Origin of the sequence: Peptacetobacter sp. AB800, from assembly GCF_047807365.1 — a bacterium.
In the GTDB taxonomy this organism is placed as follows: Bacteria; Bacillota; Clostridia; order Peptostreptococcales; family Peptostreptococcaceae; genus Peptacetobacter.
Genome location: NZ_JBLOUI010000001.1, coordinates 40,517 through 66,712 on the forward strand (window position 1 = coordinate 40,517; position 26,196 = coordinate 66,712).

At 30.4% G+C, this 26,196-nt stretch carries 22 protein-coding genes; 6 read left to right on the top strand and 16 right to left on the bottom strand.

Translation table 11 applies throughout. The features are described 5' to 3' along the window. Positions 1–8: 8 nt before the first annotated feature. The 4 genes from ACK2WN_RS00195 to ACK2WN_RS00210 are packed head-to-tail and all read right to left on the bottom strand — an operon-like array spanning position 9 to position 4,768. Positions 9–1,439: a sensor histidine kinase gene (locus ACK2WN_RS00195; RefSeq protein WP_300530144.1), complete on the bottom strand. Its 1,431-nt coding sequence runs from the start codon at positions 1,437–1,439 to the stop codon at positions 9–11. Further along, complete coding sequence (gene walR / locus ACK2WN_RS00200; RefSeq protein ID WP_118548039.1) at positions 1,440–2,138, bottom strand: cell wall metabolism DNA-binding response regulator WalR; 699 nt, start codon at positions 2,136–2,138, stop codon at positions 1,440–1,442. 24 nt (positions 2,139–2,162) lie between these two features. Further along, entirely contained in the window at positions 2,163–3,596 is a 1,434-nt protein-coding gene (locus tag ACK2WN_RS00205; protein WP_329999153.1) for a hypothetical protein, read from the bottom strand. Positions 3,597–3,607: 11 nt separating this feature from the next. Continuing rightward, complete coding sequence (locus ACK2WN_RS00210) at positions 3,608–4,768, bottom strand: THUMP domain-containing class I SAM-dependent RNA methyltransferase (RefSeq protein ID WP_416154502.1); 1,161 nt, start codon at positions 4,766–4,768, stop codon at positions 3,608–3,610. Positions 4,769–5,026: 258 nt separating this feature from the next. Here ACK2WN_RS00210 and ACK2WN_RS00215 point away from each other — a divergent pair, with 258 nt between their 5' ends. Then, positions 5,027–5,746: a hydrolase gene (locus tag ACK2WN_RS00215; protein WP_416154503.1), complete on the top strand. Its 720-nt coding sequence runs from the start codon at positions 5,027–5,029 to the stop codon at positions 5,744–5,746. A gap of 328 nt (positions 5,747–6,074) precedes the next feature. On the opposite strand, the gene ACK2WN_RS00220 is transcribed toward ACK2WN_RS00215, so the two are convergent. From ACK2WN_RS00220 to ACK2WN_RS00235, 4 genes are all read right to left on the bottom strand, one after another. Next, a complete protein-coding gene (locus ACK2WN_RS00220) occupies positions 6,075–6,203 on the bottom strand; it encodes a hypothetical protein (protein ID WP_416154504.1) in 129 nt (42 codons plus the stop codon). Between the two features lie 34 nt (positions 6,204–6,237). After that, a complete protein-coding gene (locus tag ACK2WN_RS00225; protein WP_416154505.1) occupies positions 6,238–8,232 on the bottom strand; it encodes a fructose-1,6-bisphosphatase in 1,995 nt (664 codons plus the stop codon). 195 nt (positions 8,233–8,427) lie between these two features. Beyond that, positions 8,428–8,859: a CBS domain-containing protein gene (locus ACK2WN_RS00230; protein ID WP_416154506.1), complete on the bottom strand. Its 432-nt coding sequence runs from the start codon at positions 8,857–8,859 to the stop codon at positions 8,428–8,430. Between the two features lie 292 nt (positions 8,860–9,151). Beyond that, complete coding sequence (locus ACK2WN_RS00235; protein ID WP_006440166.1) at positions 9,152–9,352, bottom strand: cold-shock protein; 201 nt, start codon at positions 9,350–9,352, stop codon at positions 9,152–9,154. Between the two features lie 286 nt (positions 9,353–9,638). Between ACK2WN_RS00235 and ACK2WN_RS00240 the strand changes: the two genes are divergently transcribed. Then, positions 9,639–10,502: a pyridoxamine kinase gene (locus ACK2WN_RS00240; protein ID WP_416154507.1), complete on the top strand. Its 864-nt coding sequence runs from the start codon at positions 9,639–9,641 to the stop codon at positions 10,500–10,502. Positions 10,503–10,529: 27 nt separating this feature from the next. Beyond that, positions 10,530–11,666, top strand: coding sequence for an MGDG synthase family glycosyltransferase (locus ACK2WN_RS00245; protein WP_416154508.1), 1,137 nt, complete (start codon positions 10,530–10,532; stop codon positions 11,664–11,666). Between the two features lie 76 nt (positions 11,667–11,742). Here the strand turns inward: ACK2WN_RS00245 and ACK2WN_RS00250 are convergent, their stop codons facing one another. After that, positions 11,743–13,644 carry a glutamine synthetase gene (locus tag ACK2WN_RS00250; protein WP_416154509.1) on the bottom strand — a complete coding sequence of 634 codons (1,902 nt, stop codon included), beginning with the start codon at positions 13,642–13,644 and terminating at the stop codon, positions 11,743–11,745. Between the two features lie 270 nt (positions 13,645–13,914). Between ACK2WN_RS00250 and ACK2WN_RS00255 the strand changes: the two genes are divergently transcribed. Continuing rightward, positions 13,915–14,727 (top strand): 3'-5' exonuclease, encoded by an 813-nt coding sequence (locus ACK2WN_RS00255; RefSeq protein ID WP_300531063.1) that lies wholly within the window; start codon positions 13,915–13,917, stop codon positions 14,725–14,727. Between the two features lie 58 nt (positions 14,728–14,785). Here the strand turns inward: ACK2WN_RS00255 and ACK2WN_RS00260 are convergent, their stop codons facing one another. Then, positions 14,786–15,538, bottom strand: coding sequence for an exodeoxyribonuclease III (locus tag ACK2WN_RS00260; protein ID WP_006440161.1), 753 nt, complete (start codon positions 15,536–15,538; stop codon positions 14,786–14,788). 19 nt (positions 15,539–15,557) lie between these two features. Next, positions 15,558–16,526, bottom strand: a complete 969-nt coding sequence (locus tag ACK2WN_RS00265) for a DUF4931 domain-containing protein (RefSeq protein ID WP_416154510.1) — start codon at positions 16,524–16,526, stop codon at positions 15,558–15,560. 356 nt (positions 16,527–16,882) lie between these two features. On the opposite strand from ACK2WN_RS00265, the gene ACK2WN_RS00270 reads away from it, so the two are divergent. Together ACK2WN_RS00270 and ACK2WN_RS00275 are read left to right on the top strand one after the other, a co-directional pair. Then, positions 16,883–18,082 carry a pyridoxal phosphate-dependent aminotransferase gene (locus ACK2WN_RS00270; protein WP_416154511.1) on the top strand — a complete coding sequence of 400 codons (1,200 nt, stop codon included), beginning with the start codon at positions 16,883–16,885 and terminating at the stop codon, positions 18,080–18,082. A gap of 183 nt (positions 18,083–18,265) precedes the next feature. After that, on the top strand, positions 18,266–19,078 hold the full coding sequence (locus ACK2WN_RS00275; RefSeq protein ID WP_118548071.1) for an undecaprenyl-diphosphate phosphatase: 813 nt from the start codon (positions 18,266–18,268) through the stop codon (positions 19,076–19,078). 68 nt (positions 19,079–19,146) lie between these two features. Here ACK2WN_RS00275 and ACK2WN_RS00280 read toward each other — a convergent pair whose 3' ends face one another. From ACK2WN_RS00280 to rimO, 5 genes are all read right to left on the bottom strand, one after another. Continuing rightward, positions 19,147–20,952 (bottom strand): AAA family ATPase, encoded by a 1,806-nt coding sequence (locus ACK2WN_RS00280; protein ID WP_300531078.1) that lies wholly within the window; start codon positions 20,950–20,952, stop codon positions 19,147–19,149. Between the two features lie 128 nt (positions 20,953–21,080). After that, positions 21,081–22,649 carry a ribonuclease Y gene (rny, locus tag ACK2WN_RS00285; protein ID WP_416154512.1) on the bottom strand — a complete coding sequence of 523 codons (1,569 nt, stop codon included), beginning with the start codon at positions 22,647–22,649 and terminating at the stop codon, positions 21,081–21,083. Positions 22,650–22,961: 312 nt separating this feature from the next. Then, a complete protein-coding gene (gene recA, locus ACK2WN_RS00290) occupies positions 22,962–24,047 on the bottom strand; it encodes a recombinase RecA (RefSeq protein WP_330000368.1) in 1,086 nt (361 codons plus the stop codon). Positions 24,048–24,293: 246 nt separating this feature from the next. Continuing rightward, complete coding sequence (gene pgsA / locus ACK2WN_RS00295; RefSeq protein ID WP_300531362.1) at positions 24,294–24,836, bottom strand: CDP-diacylglycerol--glycerol-3-phosphate 3-phosphatidyltransferase; 543 nt, start codon at positions 24,834–24,836, stop codon at positions 24,294–24,296. Next, on the bottom strand, positions 24,820–26,157 hold the full coding sequence (rimO, locus tag ACK2WN_RS00300; protein ID WP_416154513.1) for a 30S ribosomal protein S12 methylthiotransferase RimO: 1,338 nt from the start codon (positions 26,155–26,157) through the stop codon (positions 24,820–24,822). The genes pgsA and rimO overlap by 17 nt, the downstream gene beginning before the upstream one ends. Positions 26,158–26,196 lie beyond the last annotated feature (39 nt).

A 26,196-nucleotide genomic window follows, 5' to 3' on the forward strand; every position in this document is an offset into this window, starting at 1 on the left:
TATATTTTTTAAATATTATTTATTAATTTATTTTTAAGGGTAAATGTTATAGAAGTACCGACATTTTTCTTACTTTCTATGCTCATTTCACCGTTGTGTAGTTTTACTATCTCGTTACTTATAGCAAGACCTAATCCACTACCAGATTTATTGTAGTCTTCCTGGAAGAATTTATCAAATACTCTTTTAAGATTTTCTTTGTCTATTCCTGATCCATTGTCAGTAACTGATATTGTAGTATACTCACTATCCTGATTTACTGTTATTTTTATAAATCCTCCAACATCTGTGAATTTAAGTGAATTCTGAACTAGGTTAATAAGAACCTGTCTTAATCTATTTTTATCGCCCTGTATGTTTTTAACCTCACCACATTCAAACTCGAATAATAGTCTAATATCCTTTTCAGCTGCTTTTACTTTTAGCTGATTGATAACCCCTACAACCAGTCCTTCAACATCTACAGAATCTATCACTAGTTTTATTCTCTGTGATGAAAGTCTAGAGAAGTCTAATAATTCTTCAACGAGCTTGATAAGTCTTTCTGTTTCATCCTGAATTATTCCAAGCCCCATATCTAGCTCTTCTTTGTTAATTCCCTCGTATCCAAGAGTTTCACTCCATCCTTTTATAGATGTAAGCGGTGTTCTAAGCTCATGAGATATTGAAGATATAAACTCGTTCTTTAATTTTTCATTCTTGTCGATTTCTATTGCCATTTTTTCAAATGTTTCTGCAAGCTCACCTATTTCGTCATCTACAATCTTGTTGTTTTTTAGCTTAACATTGTAATTTCCACAAGATAATTCACTTGCAAATTTTTTAAGCTCTGTAAGAGGTGTTATTAAACTTTCGGCAAATTTCAAACTGATTCCTATAGCGATTATAAGTATTACAACCCCTATCATAATCAACCATGCCATAAGCTTTATTATCTCTCTATCTATTGCATCTAGAGAAACTGTATACCTAACAGCACCTTCTACAACATTATTAACTTTTAATGGAACCGCAATACTCATTACATGTTCGTCAGTTGATGCTATTTTATATGTATATGGGACTAAATTTTTACCATTTCTCAAAGCTCTATTCACGTCGATAAAGTTTACTTTTTCGTGAGTTTTAAAGCCATACTGGTCTAATATCATATTTCTATTTTTATCTATTATAGAAATTCCGTATTTAGTATTTTTATCATTCATTTGCTTTTCGTAAATACTATTTACCTTATCTTCAAAGCTTACGGATTCCATAGATACCGTATTATATGAACCATTTATATACTCTACCCTAGACTCTAATGTCTGTCTTACTGAGTTGTAATAGTAGTTCTGCACATAGAACATAAACAGACCTTCAAAAAGTGTCACTACTACTATTATTATTACAAAATAGTTTTTGATAATCTTTTTTCTTAAACCTTCAAAATGTAACATTTACTCTTCCTTTCTAAAACAGTAACCATAGCCCCAAATAGTCTGTATATATTTTGGTTTTGAAGGATCGTCCTCTATTTTATTTCTTATTCTTCTTATATTTACGTCTACTATTTTAAAATCATATAAATAGTTTGTTCCCCAAACCTCTTCAAGTATTTTTTCTCTACTTAAAGACTGTTTTGCATTAGACATAAGATATTTAACTATAGAGAATTCTGTAGGTGTTAATTCTATTTCTTCTCCATTTTTGTAAAGCTTTCTTTTATCCACATCTAATAGGAATGGCCGTAAATCTATTTCGCTGTTTTTAGCAGGTGCACTTTCTTTTCTAACCCTTCTGATAAGAGCTGATACTCTAACCATTAATTCTTTTATACTGAATGGTTTTACCATGTAATCATCAGCTCCAGACATAAAGCCTTCTATTTTATCTTCTTCCTGAGATTTTGCTGTAAGCATTATTATCCCTACCTGATCATATTTAGCTCTTATGTATTTACATACTTCTATTCCGCTCATATCAGGAAGCATAACGTCTAATAAAGCTATTGCTATTCCATCTTCAGAATCTATTTTTTCTATAGCTTCCCGACCTGTTCCAGCTTCTATTATGTCGTAACCTTCTCTCTTTAGATTTATACTTACAAAGCTTCTTATTCCGATTTCATCTTCAAGAATTAAAATCTTTTCTTTCATCCTACTATTCCCCCTTCTATATATTTACTCATATGTATTAGAAAAGCTTTCTTTTAGTTTTTTCTCTTCTACTCCATAATCTTTTAAAAGTTTTCTGTTATTTATGATAATATCGTAGCTATAATCTTCATTTTCTAATACTTGTACGATATATTTTGAATTAGTTAAGCCTTTTTTATCATCTATAGTTCCTGATTTAGGTTTTACTACTACAGTAAACGCTGTTTCCGACGTTCCTGTTTTAATATTAGTCGCTTTAAATTCTAATTGAATTTTTTCACCTTCATATTTTTGCTCAGTATAAAGTATATTTTGCATTTCTTTAGGCACGCTAAATCTAAAATTATACTGATAGTTGTAGTAGTTTTGTCCTATAATTTCCATATTATTTTCATCTAGATTACCATTCCACTGATAATACGTAATATATGCGTATGCCTTATCTATAAATGATGATCTATTTGGCGAGATTGAAGGGATATCTATTATATTATCCTTATTCATATCTCCTACTGGAACATAGTATGCCTTTTTCATATTTTCATCCTTGCAGCTAGCCACAGTAATAAATTTGTTGTTTTTGACATACATAACCTCTGTTCCAACAGCGCCATCTTTTCCTATTGGTATGTCTAAAATTATACCCTTTTCATACTTAGATATATTTCCTATAGTTATATATGCCTCAGATATTCCATTTACATCATCTACTGTCTTTACGTCTTTTACAATAGCCCGCTCAGAAGTAAACTGTACTAGGCTTATTTTTAATACTCTATTATTAGAATTGTATCCTAGTACTATCATATCCATGTTGTTGTCGTCATTTATATAGCTTATTTTTATTTTTTTGCTATCTACATCTCCAACAGATACCGTTGTATTGCCTGTATCATGTGGATTTAAAGCTAGTTTAGGTATTACATTTCCTTCGCCGAATATTTCATCTAACTGATATTTTAAAGTTATTTTATTATCTTTAAATGCATAAACTTTTAATCTCGATATATCATCTTGATCTTTGTACTGCATAATTATTTCTTTATTTCCATCTCCATCTAAATCGTAAAATCCACCGTACTCTATCTTATCCCCTTTTTCAAGTACGACACCATCTTCTAAGAAAGAATAACTTTCATTGTCCTCTCTTAAAATCAAGAATCCAACCTTACTATCAGAGTTGATTTTTTCTTTTTTCTGAAAGGCTACAATTTCGTTCTTCCCATCCTCATCTAAATCAACGTAATTTATTTTTCCACTCTCTTTTAGGTTCTCTGGGAATATTAAGTTTACATTTTGATAAAGAACTTTTGATATTCCAGAGTTTAAAAGTGCTTTTTCCTCATCATAATTAGGCTTTGTAAGTAATTTTTCTGGAGATTTTGTGCTTGTGCTACACCCTGTAGTTGTAAGTAATAGTACAACCGTAAGCAACATAAGCTTGATTAGTTTTTTCATCTAATCCCCCCTTATTTTTCTTCAGTTTTCTCTTTTCTAGGTGGTTTTGGTCCTGGATACTGATAAAGATATGTTTTTAGCATACCATTGTAAAGTTTTCTTTTTTTAGTTGCTTCCTGACCAAATTCATACTCAAATTCTTCAAAAGAAGTTATTAGATAATATGACCAATTTTTTAGTCTTCTAAACGCATAACCTAATTCTTTATAAAGTAATTTTACAGATTCTTCACTTTCAAGTCTTTCACCATAAGGTGGATTTGTAACTATAAATCCATATTCCTCATCGCTTTTAAATTCTGTAGCATCTGCAACAGCAAATTCTATATAATCTGCAACACCCGCTATTTCAGCATTTTCTTTTGCTATTTCTATACTTTCTGGGTCTATATCATATCCATAAATCTTAAAGTCTAAGTCTTCGTTCATCTGGTCAAATGCTTCTCTTCTAGTATCCCACCAGATTTTTTTATCTATTGTTCTCCATTTTTCAGAGATAAATTCTCTGTTAAGCCCTGGAGCCATGTTTAATCCCATCATGGCAGCTTCTATAAGTATAGTCCCTGAACCACACATAGGGTCTACTAGAGTTCTTCCTGGTCTCCATGGAGTTAGATACATTATCCCTGCTGCTAAAGTTTCTCTTATAGGAGCTTTATTAGCCTTTTCTCTGTATCCTCTCTTATGAAGTGCATCTCCTGTAGTATCTATTGATATCGTTACTTTGTCCTTGTGGATAAACACGTATATAGGATATTTTTCTTTATCCTCTTTTAATCTTCCACTTTCTAAGTATGATCTCTTTAAATTATCAACAATAGCTTTTTTAACTATTGACTGCACATCAGTTGTACTGAATAGTTTAGATTTTATTGATGATGCTTTTGATACTGGGAACTGTGCACCATAAGGTATATATTTTGACCAGTTTATTCTCTTTGTATTTTCATAAAGCTCATCGAATGTTCTAGCTTCAAATTCTGCAACTTTAAGATTTACCCTTTCAGCACATCTTAGCCACATATTAGCTTTAGCTATACCGTCTTCACCTGTTTTGTAAGTTACCCTTCCATCTTCTGTTTTTTCTATCTCAAATCCTAAATTTTTTATTTCTGTAGCCAGCATTTTTTCCATTCCAAAAAAGCATGGCGATATAAGTGTATATTTCTTCATAGTACCTCCAATTTTATCATTTAATATATATTATTATATCACTAATTAGATGATTTAATAAGAGTATATTACAACTGTATCTATTATATGTTCTTAAAAATTTTTTATTATACAACGCTATTACTTAGAATACGTTTTTTGCAAGAATTGTAATAAATTTTTATTTCTAGCAATTAACTTTTATGATATCATTGAATAATGACTATTAAATATTAAAAATATTATAGATTAAACTTGAAAAGGAGATATTGGCAATTAATGGAAAATCTTAAATTAAACGAAAACATGGTCTATAGACTTACATCTGCTGAAGATTCTTTAGTTCCAGTTATAGAATCAAAGTTAAAAAATAAAATCGTATGTGTTCAAAAGGAAATTGATAGAGCCAGCGGAATAATTATATTTGGAAAGAGAATAAAATCACTTATCTTTTCTACTGATATATCAATAATAAAAAATAATAATGCAGACGCTGTACTAGCCGTCTACCCATTCACTCCACAACAATCTATAAATGAAGCGGTAATGGATGTATCTCCTTCTCCAGTATTTTGTGGTGTTGGCGGTGGAATAACTACAGGGAATAGATCTCTAGCAATAGCATTAGATGCAGAGCTTCACGGTGCATTTGGAGTTGTTCTTAATTCTCCTGCAAAAAATGCTCTAATAAGCGAGATGAAGGACACTATAAGCATACCTATAGTTGTCACTATTTGCCACGATCAGGAAGACATAGAAGCTAGAATTGCTGCAGGTGCAACTATTTTAAATGTATCTGCTGGAAAAGATACTGCCTCTCTTGTTAGAAAAATTAGGAAAGACCATCCTTTCATCCCAATAATAGCTACAGGTGGAAACTCTCCAGAATCAATTATAGAAACTATTGATGCTGGAGCAAATGCAATAACATACACTCCTCCTTCTGCAGCTGAAATATTTGGAGAAATAATGGAAAAATATAGAACTGAAAATCTATAAAATGGATGTTATAAGAATTTAAAAAGCCCTTCTTTTTCTAGATTGAAATTATGAATATTCTCATCTCCAGGCTTCGGCGACCCACCCATTAAACTAACACATTTCAATGTTGTGGGTCGCCTCCAGATTGTCGATATCGAATTATTCATAATCCCAATCAAAAAGAATGGGCTTTTTTAAAATTCTTTATAACATATTTTTATATCTTTTCAGTTCTTAAATACAAAATTAAAACACTACAAAGGCATTTTATATTTATATTAGTGCTCTAGCTATTTTCTGTGGTCAAGGACTTTTCTAAAATAAAATTGATAATTTTATTTTATGTTTAGTCTGAGACCCCTTGTTTTTCGTTGTGTATGTTCATTATTAGAGATATTACTATTGTTGAATACGCAACGAAGCTTCTGAAGTATTCTCCGATTGCAACATTGCTGAATAGCACTTTAACTGCCATAGGAGATACTATATTTATAAATTTTTAAAGTTTACTATATATTGTATTTCTGTTTTATTAAACCTTTCTGGTATGCTTTTAATAGCATTTTTAACTCATCTATTTCATTCTGCATTCTCTTACCTTCGTCTGTATCTCTTACCATCTTTCTCTCAGCCTTGTGTTCAACGACAACTGTAGTAGATATTATGTCGTTTTCATCGCAAATGGCTTCTTCCATAGAGCTAAATGGCTGGTGAGATACAAGCTGCATAGTTTTAGAGTTGTATATTAATGTATATCCTGCTATACCAGTTTTATCTTGATATGCTTTTGAGAATCCACCATCGATTACAAGTATTTTACCATTTGCTTTTATTGGACTTTCTCCGCTCTTAGATTTTACTGGTACATGTCCGTTTATTATATGAGAGTCGTTTATATCTAACTCAAATTCATCAAATAATTTTTTACAAATATCCTCGTCTTCTCTAAGTGTATAGTATGGGTTTTTGTTTTCTACATGAGTTTCTTTTTCTTCTATAAAATATCTTTCAAATGTAGTCATATCGTCTTTTCCAAATAGTGATGAGCATTTTCCAGTCCACATATACCACATTATATCCTGTCCATACTGTTTATCCGGATCTGAATCTCTAGATATAAATCCTTCTCTCGCTATATTTTCCATCTGTATCATAAGCTCTCTACCAGAATATGTTTTTCCTTTTAATTTCATAGACATAAAGCTTCCATCTTTATTAAGAGGAATACAAGCGTGTATAAGCAGATTTGAATTCGCTTTTAGGAATATGCTTCCCTTTGAGAATAAAAACTCAACATGTCTTTGAAGTTTATCACTTGTTCTAAATGATCTTGTAACTTTTTCTATTACATCTTTTTCCTCTGGAGTAAGTTTGTATGGGTCTTTAGGATCTATAGTTGGGAAATTAGTATCTTTTAGTGCGTAATTTTTTCCCTTTATTCTTATAGTACCATTTTCATAGTCTATCATATTAAGAAGCAATCTGTGCTCCATTTCAAATTCAGGTCTTCTTCTAATTACTTCGCCCTCTAGTTTGAACTGTATTATACTTATTGCCTTGTGCATTTTAGCCATTAAAGTTTTTTCTGTAGTAGATACTTCTTCATCACCTATTTTAGGCATAAACTGTAGACATGGGTCATCTCCATATGTTTCTATTGCAAAAGTGGCAAGAGGAAGTAAGTTTATTCCATAAATATCCTCCACAACATCTAGATTAGCATATCTAGCTGATATTCTAAGTGCATTTGCAACACAAGTCTTTTCGCCTGAAGCTGCACCCATCCATAAAATATCGTGGTTACCCCACTGGATATCCACACAATGATGTTGCATTAATTTATCTACTATTATATCTGGTCTAGGTCCTCTGTCAAAAATATCCCCTATAACGTGGAGTCTATCTACAACCAATTTCTGTATCAATTCAGAAATAGCTATTATAAAATCTTTAGCTCTGTCTGTTTCTATTATAGTTTCAATTATACTTTTATAATATTTTTCTTTATGTTCACTGTTCATATGTTCGTGAAGTAGTTCTTCTATTATATATTTAAAATCATCTGGAAGTAGCTTTCTAACCTTAGATCTAGTATATTTACTAGATGCATACTTACATAATTTTATTAATCTATACATATTTATTCTATAGAAATCATCTATATTTTCTGCTTCTTTTTCTATATATTCAAGCTTCTGCTCAGGATAATACACTAATGTAGCTAGTTTTTTCTTTTCATCCTCCATAAGCTCTCCATCAAATAATTCATCTATTTTTCTTTTAATTACACCAGAACCATTTTTTAACACATGCACAAATGGCTCATATTCACCATGTATATCTGTTATGAAATGCTCTGTCCCCTTTGGAAGGTTTAATATTGCCTCTAAATTTATAATCTCTGTGCTGGCTTTTGATATATTAGGATAAAGCTTTGAAAGCAACTTTAGATAATCCATTTTTTCATATAGCTCTCTATCAGATATATTGTCTATTTTTTTCATTTGTTCCCCTCCATTAAAAAACTTTATTATTTATTATATCATACTTTTCCAACAAATTAACTCTATTAGTATATCTTTTTTACTGTTTTTATATTTATTTTATCATTTTGGGAATAATTAAGCATCATATTTACATCTTATATAATTTTATACAAAAAAATAGAGCCATAAAAGCTCTATTTCTTTATTATTTATTTAGATTTCGATTTTTTCAACTTCATGATTTTTTATATCTCTATTAAAGAAGTATTCTATTATATCTCTTCTTTTTACTATTCCTATAAATATATCGTCATCGTCGACTACAGGGATAAAGTTCTGGTCCATTAACTTAAGAACAAGCTCTTCTATATTCTTATTAATATTTACAGTTATATTCTCTACCCTTCTGTCTATACTCATAACAGATATATCTTCCATTTCTTTAATATCAAATTTTCCATCCTGCTTTATCTTCCAAAGTAGATCTCCCTCTGTTATAGTGCCCTTATATTTTCCGTCTTCACCTAATATAGGAACTGCAGAGTATTTATAATAATCCATTTTTTCCATTACTTGTCTTAATGAATCATTTTCTGACACATATGCTACATCAGTTTTTGGAGTTAAAAAGAACAATACGTTCATAATACCCTCTCCTTCCAATCATTTCCCAACTTAAACCTTTAATCTTATAAATTATAGTATGACTTTATTTTCTTAACTAAAATCGTTTTTTTCAGTCTATATAGTCATATATATTCTATCACATTATCTATAATTTTTGTATTAATTTATTGTCATTTAATTTTACTTATTAAAATATTCTAAAAAACATATAATTATAATTTTTTGCAATAAAAAAGGAAACTACAAAGTAGTTCCCTTTTCTAGAATATCGAACTCATCTATATGAATTTATTCATAATCCAAATTATTATTATAATTTAACTACATTAGCAGCCTGAGGTCCTTTTGCACCATCTACTACTTCAAATTCAACTTTCTGTCCTTCTTCTAATGATTTGTATCCTTCAGTCTGTATAGCTGAGAAATGTACGAATACATCATCTTCTCCTTCTACAGATATAAATCCAAATCCTTTTTCGTTGTTAAACCATTTTACTACACCAGTTTTCATAATTAGTAAATCCTCCTAGAACTAAAACACTTAAGCTATTTAATTATATCCATTTAACAATATTATAAAATAAATTTCAAATATATATCAACTAAATAAGCCTATATCTAATATTAACATATAATGTACTTTTATGTCAAATATTATTTATTTTCTGATTTTTAATGTATTTAACTTTTTTTACTGTATCCATACATTTGCATTTGTCTTTAAATTTTAATTTCAAAGCTTTCTATAGTATGATAAAATTATTCTTGTTAAGTAAAAAATATTTTAGGAGGATAAAATGCAGAAAAAAATTGCAGCAATCAACGATCTTTCAGGTATAGGTAAATGTTCACTTACTGTTGCTATACCTATAATTTCAGCTTTAGGAGTACAATGCTGCCCTCTTCCAACAGCTATTCTGTCATCTCAGACTGGATATCCACATTTTACATTTTTGGATTTCACTTCTGAAATGAAAAACTATACAGACACATGGAAAAAATTAAATCTTTCTTTTGATACAATCTACAGTGGATTTTTAGGATCTATTGAGCAGATAGATCTTGTTATAGAATTTATCTCTAAAAATCCAAACGCTTTTATTGTTGTCGATCCTGTTATGGGAGATGAAGGACAGATATACTCTGTTTTCTCAGAAAAAATAATTCATGAAATAAAAGAACTTGTTAAACTTGCAGATTTAACTACACCTAATATAACAGAGGCCTGTCTTCTTACTGGAAAATCTAGTGAGTACGATACTCTTACAAGAGATGATATTGAAGATATCGCAAAACAAATATCTGAAATGGGTCCTTCAAAGGTTGTAATCACTGGAATTCATGAAGATAATAAAAAAACAATAACAAACTTCGTATACGATAGAGATACAAACAAAAAAACATTTATTTCAAAAAATTATTTAAAATCATCTTACAGCGGTACAGGTGATATTTTTGCATCTATAGTCAGCGGTATGATTACAGGTGGATTTGATTTCGAGTTTGCCGTAAATACAGCCATAGATTTTGTTACTAATGCTATAGAATATACTTCTAATTTTGATATAAGTAGAAACGATGGCGTTATGTTTGAATACTATCTACAAGATTTAACAAAATTAGGTGCAAAAGTTTTTGAAAGAGAAAAAACATTGAAATAATATATTTTTAAGGTTAGGAGTGATAACTTGTCTATTCTTTCAGGTAAAACAATACTTATTCTTACTGCTGGCTTCGGTGCTGGACATGTAAGTGCTGCTAATGCTATAAAGGACTCTATTTTAAAAGATGAGGAAAATGTAAATATAGTTATAAGAAACTTCATAGATGCAAGTGTTCCAAAGCTAAATAAACCTATGGTAAAATTCTATGAAAATAACACAAAGTATACACCAGAGCTTTATAACTGCTACTACTATCTAAAAAAATCTTTTTCATCAAAGTACGATATAGCTCATAAGGTATATACTCCAAAGTTGTCTAAGTTTATAGAAGACTTAAATCCAGATCTTATAATATCAACATTTCCTCTTGCCGCAGCATGTGTAAACAACTTCAGAAATTCTGATGAAGGATACTTTATACCAGCTGCTACAGTAATTACAGATGTTGTCGATAGTATGGAGTGGATTTTTGAAAATACAGAGCTATATTTTGTACCATCTATAGAAATAAAAAATAGATTTATGCAGAGAGGAATTTCACCAGATAAGGTTGAGGTAGTAGGAGTTCCTATAAGCAGTAAATTTAGAGTTGAAGAAAAAGAACATTTCCCAGGAAAATATAGAATAATTATTCTAGGTGGTGGTCGTGGATTATTTGATATATCTGAAGACTTTATGAGATGGATTGACGAATTTATTTCAACTGAGGAAGGAAAATCCTTAGAAGTCACTATAGTCACTGGTACAAATAAAAAGCTTTATAATAATTTAACCGAAAAAGACCCTTTACAAAATATAAAGGTTTTAGGTTATGTAAATAATATGGATGAACTTTTAAAAAGTCATGATTTAATGATGACAAAACCTGGTGGAGCAACTCTTTTTGAAGCTATATACACAAAGACTCCTCTTATGGTAAAAATACCAAGACTTGGTCAGGAAATAGAAAATGGTAAGTTTATTATAGATAAGGGAATCGGTCTTATGTACAGCGATGAAAAAGATTTAAGAGAGATGTTAAAAAATATAGCCTCTGGTAAATCTAATTCTATACTATCATTTATGAATCACAATATAGAACAATTTAGACAGACGATATATCCTGAAAATATAGCCCTTTATTTAGAAAAACTATTAGAAAAATACCAAGGTAATAAATAGACAAAAGAGACTGTTTCATGCAGTCTTTTTTTGTGTAAAAAAGGTTGTTACAAATTTGCAACAACCTTTTTAAATATTAATATATATTCTTTTTATATTTTAGATATAGCTGTTCTATATCGTTCATTTTCTTTTTCATTTCTAACTGAAGTCTTGATGCTTCTGCATATTCTTTATTATCTACAGCATTTCTAACTCTAGTAAATAAAGATTCTTTTGTAAGAGTATCCTTCATTAAATCATATTTCATATCAGATATTGATTTCCATATAACTTCATCTATTGCATCCATATTTTCTGGTGTATGAAGTTTTTTAAGAGCTCTTATTCTTGTTATATTCTGCTCTATTAATCTTGTTTTTAATTTTTTCTGCCATTTATCTATAGCTCCAACTTTAAATGACTGAATAACATCATCTGTAAATACTCCACCCTGTTTTAAGCATTTTAATTTATATGAGAATTTTTCTATATTTTTCATATTTTCAAATACTGTAGCTGGAGGATTTCCAAATCTTTTTCTTCTTTCTTCTTCACTGTAGTATTCAAATATATCGTGTTCATCTCTGTATGCTCTATCTTTTTCTAGGTAGAATCCTTCTTCACCTGGCTGTTTAGATAATTCTTTTTCTAATTCTTTTGGACCAAATCCACTTTCTGCAGCAGCTCTTATACCTTCTATCATAGCCTGATATCCTGCTGCTATAACAAGGTATTTATTTGATAATGGGTTTGGAGATCTAAGTTCAAATCTTAATGTTTTAGGGTTTCTCATATCTCTTATTAACCCTACTAGTACAGATCTGTTTCTTGAAGGCTGTTCATAAGTATGCCCTAAAGAAGTTACTATACATATAGGAGCTTCAAATCCAGGCACTAATCTATTGAATCCGTCTATTGATGATGTTACAAATGGATTTATAACTTCATAATTGTAAAGCATACCCATAAGCGCTCCATATCCTGCTATACTTAAATAATCATTTTTCATATCTACTGGAGCAAATACATTTTTTCTACTTCCATCTTTTAATAACACACTAACACCAAAATGAGTATGTCCACCATTTCCTGCAACACCGTCTATTGGTTTAGCTTTAAATGTAACTTCTAGCCCATGAGCAGTAAATACATCTTCTACGACATCTCTAACTAATAGCTCGTTGTCAGCTGCCTGTAGTGGTGTAGAGAATTTCCATGATATTTCTAGCTGTTCCATAGCGTGATTAGTCTTACCTTCTATACTTATAGAACTTGGTATCCCACCAACTTCTTTATGAGCCATTTCTGGGTCTATTCCCATTTTTCCAAGTATTATTAGCGATTCTTCTAGACAAGTTCTTATAACGCCGTGAGTTCTTTTCCAGTACTGTTCTTTTAAACTCTGAGATACATATAGTTTTTCAAGGTCTGCTTTATCTTCAGGTGTATTTACCCAGAATTCAAGCTCTGTTGCTGCAGTAAGACCAACTTCCTCTATATCATCAGCTGAATCTATTCCTAAGTTTTCTAGAACTTTTGGATAAGTTCTGAATATATCCATTAAAGATTCTTTAAAATATTTGTCCGCTTTCTGAAGTATACCTCTTGAGCAAACTTTTTTGTTATCATGTATTAAGAATGCCGGTATTTTTAATGTACCTACTGGTAATCCAGTTTTATCATCTATAAATTCCATATTGTAATCTACATACCATCTACAATCTCTGTCTGGCATAAGATCGACTTTTGCATTATTTAAAGTAGCTATATTGTAAAGCTCAACACTTGACCCATCAGTCTGCACTGCTGAAGCTAAGAAATCATCTATATCATCAAGTAGAAATTTAACTGGTATTTTTTCATCAGTTGCATTTCCCCCAAGGTCTACTCCCATTAATGATACAAATTTTATATTAGGATTTTCCTCAAGTATTCTTTTGATATCTTCTTTTGTATGCTCGTCTTTTTCTATTGTATATAGTAGTTCTTTTTCCATAGTATGTCCTCTTTTCTTTAAAGTGTTTTTTATGGTTTTCTGTACTTTTTTTATTTTGATAAAAAAAATATTCGTATTTTTTATTTTCTTATTATATACCATATGAAGATTCTCTGCAAATATTTTTTGACAATTCAACGTTTTCACACAATATTTTTTTTCGATAAATATAGTCTATTTTTTTATTTCCAATACAAATATTTTATTGATTTACTGATTTCGTTTTTTGTATTATACTATTTATATTAATTTCATTATTTTATGGAGGTTATGATGGAATATATAGTATTTGACCTAGAGTTTAATCAGGGCTTTAATAAAAAGACTAATAAGACTTTTTCTGATAATGCATGCCCATTTGAAATTATTCAGCTAGGTGCTGTCAAATTAGATAGTAATTTTAATATAATTGCAGCCTTTGATACTTTTATAAAGCCTTGTCTTTATACATCTATGCATCCTTATGTGGCTAAAATTACGGGAATAAGTATGGAGGATTTAGAAAATGCTCCTACCTTTAAAGAGGCCTTTAAAAAATTTACGGAATTTGTATCAAGTGACGACCCAATATTTTGCGTATGGGGAAAAAGTGATTTAAGAGAGCTTTATAGAAATATAAAATACCACAATCTTCCAGATTTATCTCTTCCAAAATCATACATAGATGTGCAGTACTATGCATCTGATTTTATAAATCACACAACTGCTCAGTCTATAGGCCTTGAAAATGCTGTAATTGCCCTTAATCTTGAGGATACTGTCGCATACCACAATGCTTTAAACGATGCTTATTATACAGCTAAGGTTTTTGCATCTATTAATCCTAAAGCTATCAAACCTAATATATACATATATACAAATTTGTCAGATAGCTCATCTTTTGGCTTAGATCCACTAGATGAGGATATTTTTCTAAAAGAATGTGATGATTTTTCCAAAGTATTAAATAGAAATCTATCTAAAGATGAGAAGAAAATTCTTAGTATGGTGCAATTTATTAAAAACAATATAAGCGATGAAGAGATATTGAGAAGACGTAATTTAAAGAAAAGATTAAAAAGACACAAAAAAAGAGACAGGTAATCAAGACCTATCTCTTTTTTATTTTATTTCGTTTTATCGTTCGTTATATGACGTACATTTATTCTATAACTAATTCTACTGGACAATGATCAGATCCTAGTACTTCATTATGTATTTTTGCACTTACTAATCTATCTTTCATGCTTTCTGATGTACAGAAGTAGTCAATACGCCATCCTGCGTTGTTCTTTCTTGCATTAAATCTATAAGACCACCAAGAATACATTCCTTCAGCATCTGGATAGAAATATCTAAACGTATCTATAAATCCACTTTCTAAGAACTCAGTAAATTTATTTCTTTCTTCATCTGTAAATCCAGCATTTTTTCTATTAGTTTTAGGATTTTTTAAGTCTATTTCTTTGTGTGCTACGTTTAAATCACCACACATAACTACTGGCTTTTTAGAATCTAGATTTTTTAGATATGCTCTAAAGTCATCTTCCCATCTCATTCTATACTCTAATCTTTTTAACTCGGTCTGAGAATTAGGAGTGTACACTGTTACAAAATAGAAGTCTTCAAACTCTAATGTTATTACTCTACCTTCGTGGTCGTGTTCATCTATTCCTATTCCATAAGCTACTGATAGAGGTTTTTTCTTAGTAAATATCGCAGTACCAGAATAACCCTTCTTATCTGCATAGTTCCAATAAGACTCATATCCTTCTGGATTTAAATCTATCTGTCCTTCCTGCAGCTTAGTTTCCTGTAAGCAGAATATATCTGCATCTACTTCATTAAAAAAGTCCATAAATCCTTTTGTTACACAGGCTCTAAGACCATTTACATTCCATGATATAAATTTCATTACTTCTCTCCAATCAATTTTATTCTTCTTCAATCCTCATTTGTTTTGCTATATCTTCTGGTGGATAAGAGCTTACATACATACCTGTGCTCAATTCAAAACCACCATAATTAAATTTTCTAGGGAATATGTGTATATGTAAGTTAAAATATTCCTTAGTTTCTATTCCATTAGGATGTGAGTGTACCCATATATTGAAAGGCATTATACCAAACATTTTTTTATAATTGGCAAAAATACCCTTAAAAGCATATGATAATTCATCTATATCTAAAGAATCCAAGTCCTCAAATTTGACACCTTTGTTAAAAATTATTCTAACTTCACTTGGGTTCTTACTAGCAGAAGGTATTATAGCTATAAATCTTGTTCCAGAATAAACAAGTCTTTTTTTATATTCTTTTTCTTCTTTTATAATATCTTCATATAGATTTGTATTTTCCCATCCATAATAATCATGTGCTATTAACAATTCCTTATGTATTTCTGTAGGTATAATTGATAAAGCTGTTATCTGGGAATGAGGATGCATTAAGGATGCACCAGATTTTCTCAAAAAGTTTTTAAATAAATTTACATATTCTATGCCTTTTTGATTCATTAAATATTTATACCTACTTACATATAATTTAAACATTGTTTTGAATTCTTCTTCAGACATATTGAAAAAGTTGGCATTGTGTCTATAACTTTCTATTATTACCTCGTGAACTCCAAACACCTCATCTGAATTCATATCAACTATTGGATATTTATTTTTAATCGCTTTTGCAACCCATTTTCCATCTATAAACATTTCCTCAGTTGAATCATCAGTTTGATGCTCATTTCCTCTACAGAAAGGACAGTTTTCTTCATATTCTTTTATTATATCATCCTCATCCATAGGCATGTTTTTTTTGACATTATCTAGAGGTCTAGATGCTCTTTCTCTTGCAAATATTATAATATCATTATTTGTAGGATCAACTCTTAGTTCTTTCTTCAAGTCGGCACCTCCTAGCACAATTCTTTTTTAAAATAAAATTTATAAATTCAATTTTTCTTTTATGTAATTTATTAGTTTTATTATATCAGATTTTTATAAAAATTTGTCTTTTCTATGTGAAAAAGTCATATAAAAAGTTTTGTTTTCTGAAAATTAGTTATTTTTTTGTTAATTATATATTTGTTAATAAATTTTGAATAAATAGGGTGTTTTTTTCAATTGTATATGTTATTATGTAAAAGGAAAAGCTTTTTAAAAAGCTACACAATATTTAATATATCTTTAATTATATTGCACATTATTAATTTTAAGTTGAAATAATGTGTCATAGAGATTATTTTAGGGGGTACTTATAAATGAATAATTTTTCAAACAGAGTTACTGCTATGCAGGCATCACCAATAAGAAAGCTAGTTCCTTTTGCAACAGCTGCAAAAGCTGATGGTGTTAAAGTTTATCACCTTAATATAGGACAGCCAGACATAAAAACTCCAAGAGGATTCTTCGATGCAGTTAAAAACTTCGACAATGAAGTATTAGAATATGCTGTATCTCAGGGTATACCAGAACTTATAGAAGCTCTTCAGGATTACTACAAAACTTACGATATGCACTTTGACAAAGACGAACTTCTTATAACTAATGGTGGATCTGAAGCATTATTATTCGCTATGATGGCTACTTGCGATCCAGGAGACAAACTTTTAATACCAGAACCATTCTACACTAACTACAATGGATTTGGACAGTGTGTAAACGTTGGAGTTGCTCCAATAACAACTAAAGCAGAAAACGGATTCCACTTACCATCTAAAGAAGAAATACTTTCTAAAATAGATGATAAAGTTAAAGCAATACTTCTTTCAAACCCAGGTAACCCAACTGGTGCTATATACAGCAAAGAAGAATTAGAAATGATAGCTGAAATAGCTATAGAAAAAGATTTATGGATAATATCTGATGAAGTTTACAGAGAATTCGTATATGATGGATTAGAATATACAAGCTTTGGTAACTTAAAACAGGTTGAAGACAGAGTTATAATAATAGATTCAGTTTCTAAGAGATATAGTGCTTGTGGTGCAAGAATAGGATCTATAGCATCTAAAAACAAAGAACTTATAGCTCAGATAATGAAACTTTGCCAGGGAAGACTTTGTGTTCCAACATTAGAACAGATAGGTGCAGTTGAACTTTACAAAACTCCAGTATCTTACTTCAAAGAAGTTAACGATGAATACAGAAAAAGAAGAGATGTTCTTTATTCTGAATTAATGAAAGTTGATGGAGTTATATGTGAAAAACCAACTGGTGCATTCTACATAGTTGCTAAACTTCCAGTAGACAACGCAGAAGATTTCGTTAAATGGATGCTTACTGACTTCAGAGTTGACAATGAAACAGTAATGGCTACTCCAGCAGAAGGATTCTACGCTACTCCAGGACTAGGAAGAGACGAAATAAGACTTGCTTACATCTTAAAAGAAGAAGATTTAAGAAAAGCAGCTAAAATACTTAAAGAAGGTCTTGAAGCTTACGTTAAATTAAACAAATAATAAAATTTAATATATTTAAAAGAAGGATATTTATTATCCTTCTTTTTTTATGATTTCTTTAGATTTAATTTATTACGTCTTACTTGTTAAGTTTGTTTTGTTGTGATATTATATTTTAGGTGTAGCATTGTTTAAATTTTTGCTACAAATACACTTAAATTTGAATTTTAGGAGGTAACAATTTTGATAGAAATTCTTAAAGCCGTCCTACTTGGGATTGTTCAGGGTATAACTGAATGGCTTCCTGTAAGTAGTACTGGACACATGATACTTGTTGATGAATTTGTAAAGCTTAATTTTTCACCGACATTTATAAGTACATTCCTTGTAGTTATACAGTTTGGTTCAATTTTAGCAGTTTTACTAATATTCTTCAAAAAATTAAATCCTTTCGACTCTAGCAAGAGCAAGGTTGAAAAGAAAGAAACTCTAAGCCTATGGGCAAAGGTAATCGTAGCAGTTATACCATCAGGTATAATAGGGATTTTATTTGAGGAAGATATAGACCGTCTATTCTTCAATTCCACTACTGTTGCACTAGCTCTTATAATCTACGGGGTTATAATGATAGTTATAGAAAACAGAAATAAGAAACCAGCTGTTTCAGACTTCTCTCAGGTTTCTTTTAAGTTAGCTTTAGGAATAGGTCTATTCCAGTGTCTAGCACTTATACCAGGTACATCTAGATCTGGTTCAACAATAATAGGTGCAACTCTACTTGGAGCATCTAGATACGTTGCTGCAGAATTCTCATTCTTCCTAGCAATACCTACAATGCTTGGTGCTAGTTTATTAAAACTATTAAAAGCAGGATTTGTATTCTCAGGATTCGAATGGTTAGTATTAGGTGTTGGATCTGTTGTTGCATTTGTAGTTTCTGTTATAGTTATAAAATTCTTTATGGATTACATCAAAAAACACGACTTCAAAGCTTTCGGATACTATAGAATAGTTCTTGGTATAATCGTTCTACTATACTTCGGACTTGTTAAATAATAATAAACATAAAAATAAAGGGACTTTTATTTTGACAATAATATCGTCATTATAAAGTCCCTTTTCTTTTACATATTTATTATCTTTTCACTTTCGACAGTATCATTTATCACTTTGATAATATCGCTTGTATCTTCGCTAAATGTAGTTACAAAGCTTACATAATCTGTAGCTCTGTTCACAGCATGATATACCTTGTTTATATCTCCTGCAAAGTCATTTACCTGATAATCCTGACTAATGTCTGCTATCTTCTGATTATAAAGCATTTCTAATTCACATATTATAACAGCCTTAAACTCTAAGCTCTTTACAGTATATATATTTGATATTGTTACACCATTTTTTCTACTCAGACTTGTAAGATTTTCATCAGACACTATAACCTCTATTCCAGCATCGTCTAACGCTTTTTTAATCATATACTGGAAGTAGATTGTTTTTCCATTTTTCAATCTCTTTTTATTGAACGGATATATTATAGCTATATCAGAATAATCCAAACCTTTTTTATTTACAAAGTACTCTATTTCCCAAATAACTGAGCTTATCTGGTCATCTAAGTCGCTCACCTTGATAAGTGCTACCTGATTCTTTCCAAGCTCTCTAACTGGCTCTGATTCCAAGAATACATTTCTCTTAATATCCGGTCTTATCTCCTTATAATAATTATCCGTATTCTGTCCAAGCTTATTAGAAAAATCTACAAGACTTCCTGTCTGTCTATAATTTTTCTTTAAATCTACAATTTTATCTATATGTATATTTTCGTATTTATTTTTGAATATATTCATATTATTTGTAAGATTTGTAGCTTTACAGTTAAATATATTGAAAATATGTTTTGTTTTGTATAAGAATTCTTCTAAGAATTTTATCTGATCTTCGCTGAAGTTTTCAGCCTCGTCTATAAAAATACCTTTAAACATTCTTTTATTTTTTATAACATTTTTTGCCTGTTTTATCAGATTTTCAAATGTTTTTTCGTAATCTTTTTTTAGCATTCCATAATCAAATACTAGATTATACATTCTAGCTAACTTAAATACAAATGAGCTAAATGTATGAACTTCTAGATTTGATACATCATTGCAAAGTACCTCTAGTTTCTCTCTTAAGTCACTACTAGACTGTTTATTTTCCGTTATTATAAGGAATTTATGGTGTGGGTATATCTTTGATAGCTTTATAGCTCTACTAAGCATTAGAGCCGTTTTTCCTGTCCCTGACGCACCATTGTAAAGAGTTGTTCCATAATGTATTGAATCAGCCTCTACAATCTGGCTATTTTCCATAACAGCTGCTGTATACTCATATTCATTACTAAAGAAAGAAATCTTTTTAAAATCCTTATTGAGATGCAGTTTGCTATCTAAAATGTAATATTCAGAGCAAACATCAAATAGGAATAAGTTTAAAATTATCTCATCATTTTCGTCCTTCATATAATCATCTAAAGATTTTTCATCGTTCATAAGCGCTTCAAATCCTTCTTTGTCGATTATATTATTCTTTACAAAGTCACCGTACTCATATACATCGTCTATGCTTACATAAGGCATTACAAACATATAGTCGTATGATATCTGATTGTGATTTTGCTGCATTTTTATTTTTAATAAGTCGTATTCTTCGCTCATTATCTCTAAAAGTTCTTCATCCAATATAGAGAATAACTCATCAGTAGTATTCATAAACTTAAGAAATAAAACTTTATTATCTTTTATGTAAAGCATGTCAGTATTTACACCTTTAAAAGGTATAACTTTAGGAATTATTTTTCCCTCGTTTTTTATCTTTTCATAAAATGTTTTTTCTATTTCTTTAAGCTTCAGGGCCTCTAATTGCGAATTAATATTTTCGTAATAGTTCATTAAATCTCCCCCCTTATATTCTCTATTATATATTTAAACATATGTATCTCTATTCCCTTTTTTTATAGCTATTAAATTTATATTTTATACATAAAAAGCTATCTCATACGAGATAGCTTTTTAATTCATTATTTTGCATATTCTATTGCTCTAGTTTCTCTTATTATGCTTACTTTTATCTGGCCTGGATATTCAAGTCCTTCTTCTATCTTCTTAGTCATATCCCTAGCTAATAGATGTAATTCTTCATCGCTAACTTCTTCTGGTTTTACCATTATTCTTATTTCTCTACCAGCCTGTATTGCAAATGATTTTTCTACACCTTCATAAGAATTGGCTATCTCTTCAAGTTTTTCAAGTCTCTTAATGTATGCTTCTAGAGTTTCACGTCTAGCACCAGGTCTAGCTGCTGATATAGCATCTGCAGCTGTAACTAATACAGCTTCTACAGTCTGTGGTTCGTAATCTCCGTGGTGAGTTGACATAGCATGTATAACTTCTTTAGATTCTTTGTATCTTCTTAATAAGTCCATACCTATTTCAACATGAGTACCTTCCATTTCATGGTCAACAGATTTACCTATGTCATGAAGAAGACCGGCTCTCTTAGCTAATTTAACGTCTACACCTAATTCAGATGCCATTATACCAGCTATATGAGCAACTTCTATAGAATGTTTAAGAACATTCTGGCCATAACTAGTTCTGTAGTTTAATCTACCAAGAAGTTTTATAAGTTCTGGATGAAGTCCATGTACACCTGTTTCAAATGCTGCCTGTTCTCCATATTCTTTTATTATATTATCAACTTCTTTTCTAGCTTTTTCTACCATTTCTTCTATTCTTGCTGGATGTATTCTACCATCTGCTATAAGTTTTTCAAGAGCTATTCTAGCTATTTCTCTTCTTATAGGGTCAAATCCAGAAAGTATAACTGCTTCAGGAGTATCATCTATTATTAGATCTATTCCTGTTAATGTTTCAAGTGTTCTTATGTTTCTACCTTCTCTACCGATTATTCTTCCTTTCATTTCGTCATTTGGAAGATTTACAACTGTAACAGTTGTTTCGGCAACGTGATCTGCTGCACATTTCTGTATAGCATATCCTATTATTTCTCTTGCTTTCTTTTCTGCTTCGTCTTTTGCCTGAGATTCTACTTCTTTTATCATTATAGACATCTCACGTCTAACATCTCTTTCAGCATTTGTAAGTATGATTTCTTTAGCTTTTTCTGAGCTTATTCCTGAAATACTTTCAAGTTTTTCAAGCTGTTTGTGCTTTATAATTTCTACTTCTTCCTCTTTTTTGTCTAATGCTTTTACTTTGTCTCTAAGATTTGCTTCTTTTGACTCAAGTTCAGATGTTTTTTTATCAAGGTTTTCTTCTTTCTGTAAAACTCTTCTTTCGTACTTCTGTACTTCATTTCTTCTTTCTCTGTTTTCTTTTTCTGCTTCTGTACGCAATTTGTGAATTTCTTCTTTAGCTTCTAATAGTTTTTCTTTTCTTACTGTTTCAGTATCATGGTTTGCTTTATCTATAATTTCTTTAGCTCTAGTTTCGGCCTGACCTACTTTAGCTTCAGATATATTTCTTCTAACAAAATAACCTACTATTATTCCGACTATTGCGCAACCTAACGCCACTAATATCTTATCTATGACATCCACCTCCTCTTTAGTATTCAGAACTACCATAAAAAACAGTAGTTTTCAGGATTCCTCCCTTAATTTTTTCATTTTCCATTTTCATATTAACTCTCATATTCTAGTATCTTAAACTTTTTAAAGAATCTATTATTTTATTGGATATAGTTAAGTTTGGATAAAATACCCTCTTTTAATTTTATAATGTTTTCATAAGCATGTCAAGATTGTGTGATTAGAATACATTCAATATATTCACTATTTTTTCACAAAATTTTCAATTATTTTTTCTTACATACAAATTTATACCAAAAAAAGAGAGCTATTAAACAGCTCTCTCGTATATTTTTGACTTAATTTTTATTATTTTGCAGGATTTTCTTCTTTAACTGCTTTTGTATCTTTTTTAGCATCAGCTTTTACTTCTTCCACTTCATCGTCTTCTGGAGAAGTTCCATCTAAATGATAATAATGTCTTACCTTAGCTTCTATTTCGTTAGTTAAATCCATATTGTCTTCAAGGAATTTTTTAACATTTTCTCTACCCTGACCTAGTTTAACATCTTGGTAGTTGTACCAAGAACCAGATTTTTTAACTACATCTATATCAGCTGCTATATCTAGTAAGTCACCTATTTTAGATATACCCTGTCCATACATTATATCGAATTCTGCCTGTTTGAATGGTGGTGCAACTTTATTTTTAACAACTTTTACTCTTGTTCTACTTCCTAAAACTTTATCTCCCTGTTTTATAGTGTCTATTTTTCTAACATCTAATCTTACAGAAGAGTAGAATTTAAGTGCACGTCCACCAGTAGTTGTTTCTGGGTTACCAAACATTATACCAACTTTTTCTCTTAACTGGTTGATGAATATTGCAACACAGTTAGATTTCTTTATTGAACCTGTTAATTTTCTAAGAGCCTGAGACATAAGTCTTGCCTGAAGACCAACATGAGAATCCCCCATATCACCTTCTATTTCGGCTTTAGGAACTAATGCAGCAACAGAGTCGACTACTATTATGTCTATAGCACCACTTCTTATAAGAGCCTCTGCTATTTCTAGAGCCTGTTCTCCTGTGTCTGGCTGAGATATTATAAGATTTTCTACGTCTACACCTAATGCTTTAGCGTATACTGGATCTAATGCGTGTTCTGCATCTATGAATGCTGCTATTCCTCCATTTTTCTGTGCTTCTGCTACACAGTGAAGTGCAACTGTAGTTTTACCAGAAGATTCTGGTCCATATATCTCAACTATTCTTCCTTTTGGAAGACCACCTATACCGATTGCTATATCTAATCCTATAGAACCAGTAGATATTGTATCTATTTCTAGAGAAGTAGCTTCTCCTAATCTCATTACTGAACCTTTACCAAAGTCTTTTTCTATTTTACCCAATGCTTCGTTAAGGGCTTTTAATTTTTCCTGATCTACACTCATCACGATTCTCCTCTCAATTTATATATCAAACATTTGTTCTATCTTTTTCATATACTTATTATATCGTATAAAAACACACTCGTCAATAAATAAGATTCGTTAAAAAATTTTTATTTTTAAAACGATACAAAATATATAAATTATCCTTCTATTTTATTTATTGACATATAAATTAAAATTTAAACAAAATTTTTATAAAAAAAGAACTATTACAAAATTGTAATAGCCCTTTCAATCAATTTTAAATTATTTTGAATTCATAAATACGTGTCTGTTTCCGTATAAGTATTCCCATCCTGAGTAAAGTGTTAGAAGTGTAGCTATTATTAATAAAATATTTCCAACCATTAAGATTGTAAGATTTTCTAAATGTGCTCCAAATAGTAATAAAACTATTGAAACCATCTGAGTAGCTGTCTTCCATTTACCACTCTTACCTGCAGCTATAACAGTACCGTCTGCAGCTGCTATTGCTCTAAGAATACTAACAGATAACTCTCTAGCAACTATTATAATAACCATCCAACCAGCAGCTAAATCAGCTTCTATCATACATATTAGTGTAGATATAACTAATAATTTATCTGCTAATGGGTCCATAAATTTTCCAAAGTCAGTAACTAGATTATATTTTCTAGCTATTTTACCGTCCAGCATGTCTGTAAGTGATGCAACTATAAATATTATACAAGCTATTAAAAACTTAGCTGGTATATCCATCATCATAACAATTACTAGAATTGGTATAAGAAATACTCTGAATAAAGTTAATTTATTCGGCAAGTTCATCTACAACATCTCCTATCAAATCATATTCCATAGCTTCTGTTATATAAACATTTACGAAGCTACCTATTTCTAATTCTTCGTCTGAATTAACATATACAACACTATCTATTTCTTCAGCATCTCCCTGAGTTCTACCAACGTATACACCATCTTCAGCCTCTTCTTCTATAAGAACTTCAAATACTTTATCTTCTCTTTTCTGATTTATTTCCTCAGATATTGCCTGCTGAACCATCATGACTCTATCTCTTCTTTCTTCTTTGATTTCTTCGTCCATGTGTCCATCCATTCTATCTGCAGGAGTATCTTCTTCTCTTGAATACGCAAATGCACCAAGTCTATCAAATTTTATTTCCTTCATAAAGTCGATTAATTCTTCTAAATCTTCCTCTGTTTCTCCTGGGAAACCAACTATAACAGTAGTTCTTATAATAGCATCAGGTATTTTACTTCTTATCATTTCAACTTTAGATCTTATATCTTCTTTTGATGTTCTTCTGTTCATTCTTTTTAATACTCTGTTGCTTGCATGCTGTATTGGCATATCGAAGTAGCTACAGATATTGTCGTGAGCAGCTATTACATCTATTAATTTTTCAGTTATTGATTCTGGGTAAGAGTACATTATTCTTATCCATTTTATACCTTCTATACCTGCTAATTCTTCTAATAACTCAGCAAGTTTAGCTTCTCCGTATAAATCCTCACCGTATCTAGTAGTATCCTGAGCTATTACAACTAACTCTTTTACTCCTTCTGCAGCAAGAGTTTTAGCTTCTTCTACTATATCTTCTATTTTTCTACTTCTGTATTTTCCTCTTAATTTAGGTATTATACAGTATGTACAGTGGTTAGAACATCCTTCACCTATTTTTAAATAAGCCATATGTTCTGGAGTAGATACATATCTAGGAAGAGTTTCATCAAATGCAAATTCTATATTTCCTATTTCTGTTACATTTTTTTCGCTTTCTAATCTATCTATTATTTCAGATATATTCATAAAGTTACCAGTTCCAACTATTGCGTCTATTTCTGGTATTTCTTCTAATAATTCATCTGCATATCTCTGTGCTAGACATCCAGTAACTATTAGATATTTAAGTTTTCCAACTTCTTTTAACTGAGATAATTCAACTATTGTATCTATTGATTCCTGTTTTGCATCTCTTATAAATCCACAAGTATTAACGATTATTATATCTGCTTCGGCGAATTCTTCTACAAATTCGTACCCTTTTTCTTTTAAGATCCCTGTCATTATCTCTGCATCCATTAAGTTCTTTGAACATCCTAGGGATTCAAGTGCTATTTTTAACATTTATTCTCCTTTCAATTTTAAAATTAAGGTGGAATAATA